At 42.3% G+C, this 14,686-nt stretch carries 12 protein-coding genes; 9 read left to right on the plus strand and 3 right to left on the minus strand.

The genetic code is table 11. From position 1 onward, the window contains the following. Positions 1-33: 33 nt before the first annotated feature. The 6 genes from ABD014_RS09570 (at position 34) to ABD014_RS09595 (ending at position 8,422) form a co-directional block, all read left to right on the plus strand. Entirely contained in the window at positions 34-924 is an 891-nt protein-coding gene (locus tag ABD014_RS09570) for a copper amine oxidase N-terminal domain-containing protein (RefSeq protein ID WP_343860300.1), read from the plus strand. Between the two features lie 9 nt (positions 925-933). Then, positions 934-3,738 carry a hypothetical protein gene (locus tag ABD014_RS09575; RefSeq protein ID WP_343860303.1) on the plus strand — a complete coding sequence of 935 codons (2,805 nt, stop codon included), beginning with the start codon at positions 934-936 and terminating at the stop codon, positions 3,736-3,738. 77 nt (positions 3,739-3,815) lie between these two features. Beyond that, on the plus strand, positions 3,816-6,122 hold the full coding sequence (locus ABD014_RS09580; RefSeq protein ID WP_343860305.1) for a CHAP domain-containing protein: 2,307 nt from the start codon (positions 3,816-3,818) through the stop codon (positions 6,120-6,122). A 30-nt stretch (positions 6,123-6,152) separates the two neighbouring features. Continuing rightward, entirely contained in the window at positions 6,153-7,463 is a 1,311-nt protein-coding gene (locus ABD014_RS09585; RefSeq protein ID WP_343860307.1) for a hypothetical protein, read from the plus strand. A 155-nt stretch (positions 7,464-7,618) separates the two neighbouring features. Beyond that, positions 7,619-7,858: a papain-like cysteine protease family protein gene (locus ABD014_RS09590; protein WP_343860309.1), complete on the plus strand. Its 240-nt coding sequence runs from the start codon at positions 7,619-7,621 to the stop codon at positions 7,856-7,858. After that, positions 7,859-8,422: a DL-endopeptidase inhibitor IseA family protein gene (locus ABD014_RS09595; RefSeq protein ID WP_343860311.1), complete on the plus strand. Its 564-nt coding sequence runs from the start codon at positions 7,859-7,861 to the stop codon at positions 8,420-8,422. A 113-nt stretch (positions 8,423-8,535) separates the two neighbouring features. Here the strand turns inward: ABD014_RS09595 and ABD014_RS09600 are convergent, their stop codons facing one another. After that, positions 8,536-8,889 (minus strand): hypothetical protein, encoded by a 354-nt coding sequence (locus ABD014_RS09600; protein WP_343860313.1) that lies wholly within the window; start codon positions 8,887-8,889, stop codon positions 8,536-8,538. A gap of 325 nt (positions 8,890-9,214) precedes the next feature. Here ABD014_RS09600 and ABD014_RS09605 point away from each other — a divergent pair, with 325 nt between their 5' ends. After that, complete coding sequence (locus ABD014_RS09605; protein WP_343860314.1) at positions 9,215-10,141, plus strand: EamA family transporter; 927 nt, start codon at positions 9,215-9,217, stop codon at positions 10,139-10,141. Positions 10,142-10,382: 241 nt separating this feature from the next. On the opposite strand, the gene ABD014_RS09610 is transcribed toward ABD014_RS09605, so the two are convergent. Further along, entirely contained in the window at positions 10,383-12,005 is a 1,623-nt protein-coding gene (locus tag ABD014_RS09610; RefSeq protein WP_343860316.1) for a glycoside hydrolase family 9 protein, read from the minus strand. Between the two features lie 271 nt (positions 12,006-12,276). Here ABD014_RS09610 and ABD014_RS09615 point away from each other — a divergent pair, with 271 nt between their 5' ends. Further along, on the plus strand, positions 12,277-13,032 hold the full coding sequence (locus ABD014_RS09615) for a YwaF family protein (RefSeq protein WP_343860318.1): 756 nt from the start codon (positions 12,277-12,279) through the stop codon (positions 13,030-13,032). Beyond that, positions 13,029-13,553, plus strand: a complete 525-nt coding sequence (locus ABD014_RS09620) for a mismatch-specific DNA-glycosylase (RefSeq protein WP_343860320.1) — start codon at positions 13,029-13,031, stop codon at positions 13,551-13,553. Before ABD014_RS09615 ends, ABD014_RS09620 begins: the two co-directional genes overlap by 4 nt. A 125-nt stretch (positions 13,554-13,678) precedes the next feature. On the opposite strand, the gene ABD014_RS09625 is transcribed toward ABD014_RS09620, so the two are convergent. Beyond that, complete coding sequence (locus ABD014_RS09625) at positions 13,679-14,686, minus strand: LacI family DNA-binding transcriptional regulator (protein ID WP_343860322.1); 1,008 nt, start codon at positions 14,684-14,686, stop codon at positions 13,679-13,681.

The raw sequence follows: 14,686 nt of genomic DNA on the forward strand, positions 1-14,686 counted from the left end.
ATCATAGATTATTTAAAAGGAGAGGGAAAAGTAATGAAATTGAAGAAAATCGGTCTAGTTCTGATGTCTATGATCCTAGTCTTTGTTATGCTGCCGGGGATGTTGTCTGCGGCCAAGCTGTCGTTAAGGGTAGAACTGAATGGAGAGAGAATTATATTCCCAGATGCACAGCCTTATGTAGATAAGAATAATCGGGTACAGGTTCCTGTTCGATTTGTAAGTGAAGCACTTGGTGCCAAGGTTGGCTGGAAGAACAAGACGCAGGAAGTCACGATCGAACTCGATGGAACGAAACTCGTTCTAACGATCGGCAAGAAAGCCTATAAGATCAATGAGTCTACCAAACTCATGGACACGGCTGCCTTAAGAAAATCGAACAGAACTTTCGTTCCATTGCGCTTTGTAAGTGAAGGCTTGGGAGCCAAGGTGAAGTGGGATTCAGCCAATTATACCGTTGAGATTACAACAGGAGATGGAACGACGGCTTCTAGTGGGGAGACTAAAAATGACCCAACAAAGCCAGGCTCGAAGAACTTTGATTGGGATGCTTGGGAAGCCTCCAGATCTGTGGAAGGGAAGACAGAAAAGAAAACAAGTGAAGGATTCAGTTTTTATACTAATTATAAATCCGACTTAGTTGTAATGGATGGAAAATATCAGGAGAACCATGGTCTAATAATTAATATCATTATCACATATGGAAATGTTGGGGGAGACAACATTGAAGCTAAGGTTAAAGACTTAGAAAGTATACTTCTTCAAAAAATTGATGAAACCACAGTCGAAGCAGTTTTGAAGTATGTAAAGCAGAAGAAAGCTCGTGAAGATGAACTTCCCGAGAAAATATTTAAAGATGATACTTATGAAGTGATTGTTCAATCCAAAAGTTATGGTGATTTAAATGTAGTTATCGGGTATAAGTAGGTGCAATATATGAAAAGGCTTGGCATAATTTTCGTTGTAGTTGTTTTATTATTAACGATTGTTCCTGAATCCAATATTTATTCTAATAATGAAGACAAGACTTTAAATGAATTAATCGAAAGTTTAAAGACGCTCACACCGGAAAAAGTACGACTTAAAGCTAATGAAGAAATGAAAGAATTGTACGGAAAGGATAATTATTATCCTAATTCAACGAAAAATGGCTCATTTAATGCTTCACTTGTACAGGAGCAAATTGATGAGGGAATTAAGAATCCTAAATCTTTTAAAGGTTTTGATATGGTATACGGAACTAGTCACGGAACGTTGATTACTCATAAAGGTAAGAAAATGTATAGATATTCTGGTTATAACGTTGAAGGGGACGAAGTTTCAACTAGAGGCTTTCCGTGGGACGCAGGTTGGAGTGGGCGTCAACTTCACAATCTACCAATGATTAAAAATCCGTGGTTAAATAAAAAAGTTATAGGAGGAATCTTTGATCACTTTCCAGATAATTTTAAAGGCGGAATCCCAAATAAATTAAAAGAATACCTCCCCACTGGGGATTTTGAAGAACAAATTATCATAGCCCTTAATGCAGAGTATGCTGGTGTTCCTTATTCCGAATTTATGTATCAAAATAAGAACAAGGAATATGCAAGTTTGCCAGTCTATAAGAAGGACGGAGCTCCCAATGGTGGATGGATAAATTATGTTCATGTTATTCAGCCTCCAACATATTTATCTCAAGGGTTTGGCAGAGTATACATGAGCTCGACTTATAAAGATATTCCAATTGCCCCCTTTATACTTTCTCCGGGGAGTGACATTTCAGCAGAGTTCGAGGATCTTCCCTCAGGAGCAGTTGCTGGAGATGAAGTCACGGTTTCGATTATTGTCAGATCTACGTTTCCCTCGAAGGTAACTCCTAATTATTCTTTGGAAGTTATCAACAAGAATGAGGGAAGAACCCTGACGATGGAGAAGGATAACCTGCAATTTGGTGGTGCCATTACTTCGGCAACGGGTTCACTAGAGATAGAGAAGAAAAACAAGCGACGATTAGCAGTTTCCTTCACGATGCCTGAAAGTGATGTCCGAATCAAGTTCAAGATTAACGCGGATGGAAAAGCACCGGAGGAAAAACAACTCTATAATAATGTACTCGATTCGGATCCGTTAGCTGTGAAATTGGTAACCCCTCAACCTTTGCCTTATGATATGTTATCGAAGAAGGTTAGACTTGAACTGCCAAGTAACACGGCAACTTTAAGCCTCCCTGATTTGCCGGATGCTACATGGACTGGACCTGCAACGGGTGTTTTAAACATTTCCAGTAGAACCCCAGATTTATTAAGGGATTTTAAATTTTATAATAACGAAGTTAGTGCATATAGCGAAACAGTAACCGTCTCCCCTTATGTCACCTACACAATTAAGAGAGAAGACTTTAAGGTGAAAGACAAAGACAATAAAGACATTTGGGATGATCCGGTTCACAGGAAATGGCTCAATCTACCCAATCCTGATGAACCTCTAACGAGAACAGGGGAGATCTATTATAGTGGCTCAGTAAGTCGCCCTTATAAGTATACGTATTACTATGAAGTATGTAAGGAGGAGGGAGAAGAACAAAAGTGTACGACTGAATCTAAAACTGAGAAGGGAGTGGCCACAGCCCAATTCGACTCCGACTCTGTGTTTAAGCCCTATGACATGTACGTTTATAACGGGATGAAGGTTCTCCCTGAGCAAAAATTTGATAAGCTAATCAAAAATAATACGGATAATTCCCGTTCTAAGACGATGCTTTGGGAGAATGATCCTATTCCTTTTGATGTCATCCGCTGGATGCATCATCAGGATGAAAAGGGGAAAAAAGACCCTTGGGAACAGGTTCCGGGTCAGTACCCAAGAAAGTTTGTCCAGCAGGAAAGTGCTGTGATTAATTACAGCATTACAAGTGAGATGGATAGTGAATACGCCCAGGCAAGAGAAGCGGCTGCCAAGAGGAGGAACGTTAAATCTCAATATGACAAAGCGGTATTTGCCACAGATAGTGACCTCCAGAAGTATGATTATCCTATTAAATCAGGTTACTATTTCAATCCGGCTGGAAGCTATACATTTACGGTGAAGACAGTAGTGTTTAAAGATAAGGACCCTGGAGGAAAGGTAACAGACGATCATCGGGATTTAGTAAATGCCCTGATTGATTCCTTCCGTTATGAAACTGACTTGATGTTTATCAACAATAAGAAAAAGCCTGTGAATATTAGAGAAGAAGATCTCACTCCTAAAGGCGGCGGCTTTAACAAGAAAACGGGCGTGTTATCACTAAAAAATAATAAGAGTGTCAATGGGATAGAACTCCTTAAAGTCATTGATAGGTCTGTAAAAGGTGAAGAATCCAGATTCGAACAAAATGTTGATCAAATTAAGTCTACAGAAAAAAGAGGCGGGGACTCTCACAAGTTCTGGAAAATGATGATGGAGGGATACAGTGATTCACGTACAGAAGGCAGCAATGCCAAATATAATTACCGTGAATATGTAAAGGAAGGACAGTATATTTACAAAATTACGGAAACGTCAAAGATAACCATTCAAGTAAATCCTGAAAATATCCCTTTATACACCCATGCCAATATGCCAAATGGAAATTATAGCATCAAGGTTTGGTTTGATGATACGAAGTTAACTGGAATGAAGCATATGTACAGCAAGCTAAACCTCCTAAAAGGCATTGCAGACATGGATTCAATCAATGTAACTGTAGTAGGTTCAATGTTTGATGATTTGAATAATTAGACTAGACATGGCGGCGAAAGATGAACTTTTGTCGTCATGTTTGTTATTAGAACTTGATATGGGAAAGGAAATTATTAATGAGTAGTATCAAAGTGGACTCTACTAAACTGGAGGAGCTATCTGCTAGTCTGAAGCGCTTAGGTGGAACGGTTGAGGATCGGGAGAAGTACATCAATTCAATCATTACTGAATTAATTCGCGATGTTCGAAGACAGTATTCTGAACAACGGGATGTACAACTGGCTTTGAATCAAGTCGAGGAGGATCTACGGGAAGTAAGGCTGCTAGCCGACAAGGTAACGCAAGGTCTAGTAAAAAAGTCAACCGCATTATTACAGGCTTCCGGACAGTATCTGGCAGAAGAAAAAGCGACACAGAGGATGATCGGTCAAAACCAACCACCTTCTACTTATTATTCCAGTGGTGGGGACCTCGCCGGTGAAGGGCTGAACAACTATTTAATGGATAAATTGTTCGAAGATCCTGTAGTGCAGGAATTGCACATAAAAGCAATGAACGGAACAGAAGAAGAACGGCAAGAAGCGAAAGAGAAGCTGGATGCCATATTCAAAGCGCGGGATACGATTGCGAGGGCGCAAGTGGCTTATGCAACCTATAAATCGTTTGGTAACAGTTATTTAATGGAGAGGGCCCATAAAGAAGCAATGAGACAGCGAGTAATATTAAAGGGATATGGCATAAACGAAGAGCTTTACAAAGAAGGTGTCAATTTAAGTCACCTATATAAAGCAATGGTACTGCAAGCATGCTCATATGATCCATCCATACAAATCATAAAAGACGGGAAGCAAGTTCCGGTTCTCATGCCCCAAGATAATCAGTATACATATTTACTGGGCTTAGTGATGAAAGGCGGTGCGGAAGGGGCTTGGGCCAGGAAGCAGTTGGATGAAATACATAAATTGCTCAGCGAGATTGGCCGCGCTCAGGTAGCTTGGCATGAATACAAGTTAAAAGATATGAAGAAAGAAATGGAAGGAGCCCATAAATACGCCGAGAAACTCCGAACTGAGTTGAAGAATAAATACTCCCTGTCCTCAGAAATGGTAGACGATGTCGACTTTAAATTTATGTGGACAGGTATGGGAGCTGCGGGGAAGTATTTGAATGTTCCGGAAAATAATCCATCATCAAACACTACAAGTTCTGAAAAAGGACAACTAGGATTTGATTTAATATCTATTGCACAGCAAATCGTATTCGGGAATGAAGGAGGATATGGTACAGTTTCCAAAGATGATGGAAAGAATTTGAAGGTTGGGTATCCCGGAGGTATTAGCATTGGAAAATTACAGTGGCATGAAAGTAGGGCGTATGATCTACTTCTTAAAATAATTAAGCAAGATTTAGAGATGGCTAAAAAAATTCTAGGTGAAAACTCCAAAGTTTATAAAGAATTAACGGATCCAGCCTTAGCTAAAAAAACAGACCGTTGGAAAGCCAGGGTACTAACAGATGAAGAGGCAAAGGCAATATCAAAGCTTATATCAACGGATACTGGAAAAAGGTCGCAGGATGAGCAAGCTAGACTTGATATGCAGGGCTATTTAAGTATAGGTAAAGAACAGGGGATTACTGACGAAAAGGCACTCATTTATTTCGCTGATTTATATAATCAATCTCCTAAAGGAGCTTTAAGAATTCTTAATAAAATTAAGGCCTCTGGTAAAGAGATAACATTGACGAATATTCATGAAGTCTCGCTTTCAGATGATGTAATGGGGAAATATGTTAAGAGACGGGAACTAACATATACAGAATGTTCCCAATTATCTAAACCGGGGGTAAAAGAAGTTAATTCGAAAGGGGAAATTCCTAATACCAATACTACTGTAGCGAATGAGGGAATAATGAGATTTCTTGCTAGCGCAGAAAAGGAACTTGAGAAAGGATTTAAAGAAAATGTACCAAAGGGTAAAAAAGAAGGTGATAATAATACACCTTATGGTAAATGGTACGGTCTAAACTATCAGCCGTGGTGCGCAATGTTTGTTTCTTATTGTGCAGATCAAGCAGGAATTTTAGGTACGATTGTTCCAAAGTTTGCGAGTGTTGAGGAAGGGAAAAAATGGTATAAAAAAGAAGGGAGATATAAAGATAGTTCTTTAGGTTATATTCCTAAAGCGGGAGACACTATTTTTTTTCGGAAAAACAACCAAAACCATACAGGTATTATAACAGGGTACGATCCTAAAACGAAAACAATTTACACGATTGAAGGAAATACTTCAGATAAAGTTGCACGACGTTCCTACAATTTAAATCAGAAAAATAATATTGTCGGTTACGGGGTGAATGGTGGAACAGAATTGGGGACAATACCCAATAACGCTTCTTCTGGAAATAATCAAAGTACTAGGTAGAGGTAAAGACTAAAATAAGGAGTGGAATTTGTGAGATATCTATTAATTACATTTCTACTTGTATGTACATCTTTTTTATTTATTGGATGTGATGACGGTAAAGTTTCAAACATAAATGGTTCAATAAATAACAGCTTATCTTCCAATACAGAGAAGAATAAGAATGAGAATGAAAACAACTTAGGAGGGCTTTACTTGTTTCATCTTGGAATGACTATTGAAGAGGTAAGAGAAGTACTTGAGGCGCATAATGTTGAAATATTAAATGAAATTGAAAATACTAGGGATTCAGAGGCATGGGACTGGGGAAATAAATCTATATGGACAGAAGGTGCCAGCTTCTCTTTTGATCAAAATGATGTTTTGTATGAAATTATATATGAGAATAATGAAGCATCTAAGTTAGGGGTTAAAGTTGGAGACAAAATAGAACTTATGAAAGAGAAGTATGGAAATCAGTATAAATTATACTCTTTTGAAGAATTGGTAGATTTGGGAATGGTTGAGGATTCCCAGAATGCGACATTGGAGGTATATGAATATAGGGAGGAAGATCATTATTTCCTGGTATTTGCTAGCGATTCTAAGATAACTAGCTGGGGAATCTCGAAATATAAGCTTGGAACGAATAGCCCTATTACCGAAGATTATTCTCAAGTTGCACTGCATAGGCAGGATAACCCTGTTAAGAAGAAGTTATGGGAAGAATTTCAACATTATAGAGAACTAATTCATGCAGGCGATAATTCCAAGTATAATCAAATATTGGCTTCGGATCGAGCCCGGGGGCTGCTCACGTTAGATGAGTTGGGATTTTTCAAATTGAGTGAAGACGAGTTCTATCAAGTAAATAAAGGTAGAGAGGAATTAAGGAGTGTCTTGGAACATTCCGTTGTATATTCTGGATATTCATCAAACAATGAGCATATTATAGCGATAATCTCGCCACAATCTTATGAGAGTGAAAGCTATCAAGAGGCCATAAATTTGATAGCCGATCAAGATGATGAATATGAGTTCTTGTCGTATATTACAGAGCAGTCTGATGAACGCTCCTTGTTAGTAGGCTTGGATTTAAAAATTGAGAGCACATCTGTTCAAATGGATGAGATGAATATAGAAAAAGTAATAGTATCAAATCCTGATGATTCAAACTCCGATACTGCTTATTTTGCAGAAGAATTAAACGATGTTATAACAAAATATAAACGCACAAAGATGGTAAATAATAGCCTTAAAAGTGGAGAATGGTACGCTTTAGCATATGACGGGACTTTAATTTATGATCCTGTTATTACAGTGTTTTTAAATGGCGAACAAGTTGTTTTGAGTAGACAATAGTGACAGCAAGGCGGAACCAATTCTCTACGAAACGAAGTGCGATGGTGAATAGGGTGATTATTGGAAGTCGTAAGGAAGGTTTTTTTAAAAACTTGAGTGATCAAGGGTGGTTTTGAAGGGGCTTGGGCCAAAAAACAGTTGGATGAAATACATAAATGGCTCAGCGAGATTGGCCGCTCACTATAGATAAGGGAGAACCGGTTCTGATACAAATTTACGGAAATGGAGTAACCCATTTTGTGGTGGCGATAGGGTATAAGGGAGATGGTAAAGCTGCTAAAGATTTTACTATTGTCGATCCTTGGGGTGGGGTAGAAAAAACCTTGGATAAGGCATCCAGATATAATGAAGCTCCTGTTACATCTATTAGGTTTATAACTAAGGAGGGAAAGTGAGTGAGAGGGAATTTATATAAACTACTAACTGTTGTAATAATGGTCTCTTTTATAGTAGGATGCGGTCTTAAAGATATGACAAATACGAAGGAGAATGTACCTGTGATACCAACACTAAATGAAGAGGCGGCTCTAAAGCTAAGGACAGAAGCAATTGCGAAGTTCTATAGCGTCTTTCATGATGGAGGGGGAAGTGCAGAGTTAAATGATGAAAGAATCGCGAACGATGAATATTATTATTATTTTTGTGATGATCTAGATTCACTGAAAAAAATAAAAGCGGCACTTCTACCGTTTTTTAGTAAAGATATTGTTTCAGAACTGATTGATTCGTACCCTATATTGGAAATTAACGGTAAGTTATCATATCAACCCTATGATGTGGGATCTATGCTTAAATGGGATGAAGCTAAAGGAACATTAAAGAAGGATCAGGCGGATGCTAAAGTATATGAATTTATTGTTCCCGACATCGACGGAGTTACAGATACGATAGAAATTGAATTTGTCAATATTAACAATAGTGGATGGAGGATCAATACAGACCCAGTAAAAATCCTGTAGTTAATTAACATAAGTAATCAAAAAGAAAATAGTATCTCCGTTCCACTGTCTTCAATAATATGAAAAACAAACAGCCAAACGATTGAAATAATACGTCTGGCCGTTTTCGAATATTAATAAGCTTGATTCAAACTTACAGGTCCTAGACTGCCATATGATCCTTGGAATTCTCCTTTAAGGATATAAGTGCCTGCACTAAGATAACCTACTGAATACTCGACTGGACTTGGAGAGGTTGGCCCAATATTTGCAGTAGTCGAGAAGACTTTATTGAGTTGACCGGAAGGCCCTTTGGAATAAAGCGATAACTCAACAGTTTCATTCGTAGTGCTCCATAGTCCGACACTTAATTTATATTGAGCTGATTGACTGACTGTCAAATCATGGGATGTTGCAGTATAGGCAGCAAATGCGCTAGTAGAGAAAGAGAATAAGGCCAGTAATAAGATCAATGCAACTTTTTTCATTAATTTCACCTCCCTTCATGGCATGAAAAGTAATATTTTAACTATTGTACCAAAATAAAGATTGTACGCATATATATTAAATTTCTTGATTTTTCATTGTGATTAGATGAGCCAATGCTATTAATTTCCCTGTCCCTTCCTCCAAATCTAGTGTATAATCAAAGTTTAAGAGTTTCATATTAAGCATCTGAAGATGGCTTCTCATACATAATCATGTCAAGGAATAGAGTTGACACGGAGGTGTCAGCTTTTTTTCTATGAGCTTCTTACGGTTTCAAGGAAAAATACATAAATAGAGAGATCATAGAGTAGGAGGACGAGAGAAATGTGGTTTGTCTTTGCTGCGGCTGCGGCAACATGCTTTGGGATGCGGGGAATCTTGTATCAGTGGACGTCCCAGCGTCCGCTTGATCGGAATTTACTGTTGTTTGGCGTTTATTTGTCGGGAACAATCATTGCGCTGGCCAGCAATGTGTTTGCAGGTCAAGCGTGGAATAATGGGGCTATGATCGGTCTGTTGATGGGGGGATTCTCCTTCATCGCCAACGCCTCGATGTATAAAGGCTACGCGGTCGGCAAGGCATCGTTGATCGCTTTATTCACCGGTCTACCGCCCGTGGTCGTGGTTATTGTGGCTTATCTGTTGTGGGGAGAGACGTTGAATCCGTGGCAGATTGTTTCCTTTGCCGTGGTTATTCTCGGACTATTGCTGATTAAGTACTCCCAGGATTTAAAGCTCGGACAATTAAAAGGTATTCAATGGGGGGTTCTGACCATGCTGTTTTTCGGTATGACGGATTTAACCTCCAAGCAAGCCACACTTTCGGGAGCCTCCACGCTTCCGTTGTTATCCGTGATGTACGGAACGGGAGCGGTGCTGTTTGGCACGCAGTGGGCCATAAGCCAGTACAGGACCTCCAAGAAGGTGGCCGGTAGTGCAGTCGCAGAGACTGAAGGTTCTGTATCGAGTGCAGCTTCTACTGCAACAGCTCCCGCTCCTGTGCAATGGAGCCGCGGCAAGACGCTTGGCTGGGGCCTGTTTGTCGGGATTTCCAATATCGCCGGCATGATCTTCCTGATCCCGGCCTTTCGTGGGGGAGTGACCGGGATCGTCTCAGCGATCAGCGCCATGAACGTTGTGTTCGTGCTGCTGTATGCCCGCTTCTATCTGAAGGAGTCGATGTCGCGGCGAGAGGTCTTGGGATTGTCGACCGCGCTGATAGGCATTTTGCTGCTTCGTTTACTAGCCTAGAATAAAATAAACCCGAAAGTTAAGCCTCCTTCTTACAGGCGCTTCTCTTTCGGGTTTTTCATCATTTAACGGCTACTCAGGCCCAATCTCCAAAAACCCAAGCGCCAATACCGTGCAAGGGCCAACGTTATCCTCATCATCTTCTTATGCAATGCAAGATTCCTCTTTAGATGCGATGCTTCTTGGTTATCATAACGCAGGCTCACGGTCAAAGGTTGCAGCTATTTCCAAGTGCATGATTTCATTTAATAAAATGAGATACGACGAATACAGCAGGAGAGTTCCAATAGATCGTGACCTCATTGCCGGCAAAGCTGTCCTGATGGTCGATAAAGCATTGTGCCGGAGCTTTGCCCTGTAGATGCTCCATCATATAATCGTCATTAAGTCCATGATTCGGACCGCCAGCCACCAGGCCAGGCACGGGATCATCAATCTTGTCTCCGACAGAAGGACGATGATGTGGATGCATGACGGGACGATCTCCATATCCGGTAACATAGCTTATATCCAACACATTGCGCCCTAGCAAATAATGCACATGATCCAACGCACAAGCTTCGTATTCTTTTTGTCCACTGAAATGATAGGCAAGTAATAGCAGCATAGCCCGATTCATTACAACCATATTGCTGCCCCAGATATAGTCCGTCTCTGCAAGGGAGATCAAATAGCCGTCCGTGGCACTGTGGCGGATCGATTGGTCTGCTTCGTTGATCAGTCCGTTTAATAGAGAAGAGCGCAGCTCCTGCTCAACCTCGAAGCTATCATTCAGCAGATAGGCGATCGTTCCATACCCACCCATATCTGCCCAACCGAGCTCATACTTGGGAAAAGCTTTTCTTGCCAGCTCCAGAAAGGTGGTATGGTAAACGGCTTCTCCAGTGGTTCGGTACAGTTCGGCTGCGGCCCAGTAGCGCTCGTCCAGGTCCATGTCGTCTCCGTATTCGCCGGTGTACACATCCATTGGATTTCTGAAGCCACGGACGTCGGGATGTTCTTCAAGCCAGGACCAGGCCCGTCTTGCTGCCTGAAGGCAATGCTGAGAAAATTCAGGATCAAAGGATTTGTAAATCCGGCATGCCATAGCCATGACTCCGGCGAAGCATCCCGTGGCAGTGGCTGAGACAGCAAGGAAGTACAGCTCATCACGGTCCTTTTCTGGCATAATATTAAGCGCAGGAAAATACTTGGTCGTTAGCTTATGGAACACGCCACCGCTCTGCTTATCCTGCATTTTGAACAGCCATTCCAGCTCATAACGGCATTCATGTAGAATATCGGGGATCTTCCCGTCCGTCTCCGGAATAGGCGTAGCTTGGTAAAAAGCTTGTGGGTGGAGTTCATAGGCGAGAAGCAGATCAGCGACGGCCTTGGCTCCGGGGCCGGAGTATTTGCCATAATCTCCGGCATCATGCCAGCCTCCGCAGCTATCCAGCCTGCGCGAAGGATCATCGTATACGATCCCTTCCTGGGTATGGCAGGCTTGATGCGTCCACTTCCCGGCATATTCCTCCTCTAGTTCCATACCGCAGCGGAACAGATAGAACGCTCGTAATAGCCCGCGGTGAACCTGTTCGTAGGGTTGCTCTGAAATGGCAAAAGAAGCTGACTTGCGGCCGTTCAGCTCAATATGATATATCCCGGGTGTAGTCCAACTGGAGAAGTCGGCATGAGAGATGGATACTCCAGCCACATGATCCATAACGGGATTAGTGGTATTCCCTTCATGCACAATCTCTCCGAGTCGATCGTCAACTAGATGGAAAATACCGCTATCGTTAGCGATAACAGCGATCTTGCCAAAGTTCTTAGGATAGCCGATTTGATTTACGGCAATATTGCGTGGCCCCTGTCCGTTCATCGTTTCTCACCCTCCAATTATGTAATCGTTTTCAAGTAACAAATCCAATTTCTGTTAGCATCATTCTTATCCTTACATGTTCCGGGCGGCTTGGCAAGACTCCTTATTAAATCACTTACCTTCATTATTATGAATCACGCCTTGCCAAGAGTACTGTTCATCCTCAGTCAGCTCATGGTACTATTGCATATAATTAGGGGAAGCTTTACTAGGAAACCGTATCTTATGAACATATTACAGGAACCATTTTTATTGAAGGAGTGAAGGATTCATGGATGCTTTCTTTTCCTCCGGGGCGATGTCCGGCTTTGTCCTTCTATCTCTCCCTCACCTGCTGGCGCTTGCCGTCGTGCTGCTTCTGATTCTAGGCTTATATTATACGAGAATTACAATACGCAATCGCCCGTGGTTAAGGAGAACCGTCCGCTACGGCCTGGCCTTGTTATTGCTTCTGTCTGAAGTCAGCCTGAATATCTGGTATTTGGAGCAGAACGTCTGGGATGCTCGTTACACGCTGCCGCTTGAGCTATGCAGCCTTACGCTGCTGTTATCCATCATTATGCTGCTGACGGGCAGCCGCTGGCTTTATCCCTTTCTGTTCTTCGCCGGGATCGGGGGTGCTCTCCAAGCACTGGTTACGCCTAATTTGTTGTATGAATTTCCGCATTTCCGCTATTTTCAATTTTTCATCTCTCATGCGGCGATTATATTAGCTTCGTTATACATGACCTGGATTGAAAGTTACAGGCCTGGCTGGAAGTCCATTGCTTGGGCGATGCTCTTGCTGAATATTTCAGCGGCTGCAGTGTGGGGAGTGGACTATGCCATTGGGGCGAACTACATGTTCCTGGCTCATAAACCGGATACTGCGTCTCTGCTCGATCTATTAGGCCCTTATCCATATTATTTGTTTGTGGAGGAAGGAATCGCTCTGATGATGTTTATAATATTGTATGTCATCTTCTTCTTACTTCCCGATAAAATAACGCAGTATAACCGCAGCAGGAAAGGAGCTCGATCATCATGAAGGAGATACCCGATCATTTGCGAACCGGACTATCGGTCGTGTTCATAGGATTCAATCCCAGCCCGAAATCGGGGGAGGTGGGTCATCATTATGCCAATCCGCGCAATAACTTCTGGCGTATTCTGCACCGTTCAGGACTGACACCTCGCTTGTATACGGCTGCAGAGGATCATGAACTGCTGGAGCTAGGATACGGCTTCACCAATATTGTATCCAGGCCGACGCGCACGGCGGAGGAGATCACCCGCGAGGAATATGCGCAAGGCAGGCAAATTCTACGCGATAAGCTTGAGCTTTACCGTCCACAAGTGGCTTGCTTTGTCGGAAAAGGAGTATATACGGAATTTAGCCGCCGTTCTCATGTGAAGTGGGGATTCCAAGAGGAGCCGATCATCGAGGATGTACGGGAATTTGTAGCCCCCTCCTCCAGTGGGTTAGTGCGGATGCCAATGGAGGAGATCATATCCATTTATAAGGGGTTGTTCAAAAAGTCCCCTTTTGATCCTGATGCAGAACTGTAAGTTTATTCGACATCGAATCTTGAATTCAGCCGGGCCTAAGCAAAAGCATAAGCTTCGGGGCTGAAAACTGACTTTTTGAACATATACTAGAAGTACAGCTACAGAACTATACTTCGTCCAGGGAATCACAGCGGACAGACGGCGCATGAATCACGAATGACCAGATTGGTGGGGACGATGATAGACGGAGGAGGCAAGTTAGGCGAATGAATCATCTCATTAAGGGAACGGATCGCCTGTTCTCCGAGAGTGAGAAAATCCTGCTGAATCGTCGTCAACGCAGGCTGAGTATGCTTGGACATCTCGATGCCATCGAAGCCAATGACGGATAGATCGTCCGGAACGGATAGCCCAGCCTCAGCGGCGGCCTCTAACACGCCAAGCGCAATCATATCAGAGCAGCATATGACGGATGTCGGCCCATTGCTTAGCTTCAAGAATTCCTTCATCGCGGCATAACCCGATTCTTTACTAAAATCCCCAATGGATATGTACCCCGGATCATAAGGCAGTTCAAGCTCCTGCATAGCCAATCGATAGCCTTCAAAACGCTGCTTTCCGACGTAGGAATCGAGATGGCCGTTGATGAAGGCAATCCTTTGATGCTGTAGTTGATGCAGGTAGCGTACAGCCGTCTTGATGCTGTCAATGTTCTCGGAAGTAATATATCCGGCACGTGGTCCGGTGAAGTCCATATCTATGAATATAGTTGGGATGCCGGACTGCAGCATCTCTTCGAAATTCAGATCATGGCTCTGGAATCCGAAGATCAAGACCCCGTCTACATTGCGGCTTAGGCAATGCTGCACAATACTATAGTCCGAGCCCATGTCGAACTGGACAAGGTAGAGCAAATCGTATCCGGTTTCTTTCAGTGCTTTTTCGAGTCCGACGACCACTCTGGAGAAGAATGGGTGGGTCAACCCGGTGGTTAAGAACATCCCGATCGTTTTCGATTTTCCCTGTACAAGCCCGCGGGCCGTATGATTGGGAATGAATTGTTCATCACGAATCACTTGCTGTACGCGTGCTCTCGTCTTCGGACTGACATGGGGGCGATTATTGATAACTTTGGACACGGTCGTTATTGATACGCCTGCAGCTTTTGCAATATCATGAATATTTTTCGCCAT

The sequence above is a fragment of the Paenibacillus motobuensis genome, assembly GCF_039521865.1.
In the GTDB taxonomy this organism is placed as follows: domain Bacteria; phylum Bacillota; class Bacilli; order Paenibacillales; family Paenibacillaceae; genus Fontibacillus; species Fontibacillus motobuensis.